General features: G+C 54.5%; 1 protein-coding gene. It reads left to right on the top strand.

Translation table 11 applies throughout. From position 1 onward, the window contains the following. Positions 1 to 24: 24 nt before the first annotated feature. On the top strand, positions 25 to 446 hold a 422-nt coding region (locus FDX11_RS09765), incomplete at its 3' end, for a DUF550 domain-containing protein (RefSeq protein WP_249360723.1).

The raw sequence follows: 446 nt of genomic DNA, 5'->3' as shown, positions 1-446 counted from the left end.
CTCGGCTACGCAATGGCTGATGCTGTGAAAGTGTTTAATGGGGTTCTGGAGTCGATGGCCCGTGAGCAAGTACGCCGTGAACATGCAGCATGGTCACAGGCTACTTTCGGCGATGTCGGTCCAGTTGGACCGCTGAAGCACCTTTCCAAAGAAGCGCTCGAGGCTGCTGCTGAACCAGGCGATCTTAGCGAATGGGCTGACATGCAATTCTTGTTATGGGATGCGCAACGTCGTGCCGGTATTACTGATGAGCAGATTACCCTGGCGATGGTAGAAAAACTGGCGGTGAACAAGCAGCGCGACTGGCCTGCGCCGAAAGACGGTGAACCGCGGCTGCATATCAAAGCGCAGTCAGAATCGGTGCTTCCTGGAATTGAATGCGATATCTGCGGACATGTATCTACTGACCCAGAGGGACTGACCTGCTCCCCGTTGATTAGTACACC

This window comes from Citrobacter sp. wls714, assembly GCF_005281025.1.
Taxonomy (GTDB): domain Bacteria; phylum Pseudomonadota; class Gammaproteobacteria; order Enterobacterales; family Enterobacteriaceae; genus Citrobacter; species Citrobacter werkmanii.
Note: the sequence above shows the minus strand (reverse complement) of the source record. Positions and strands in the feature narration are given on the sequence as shown.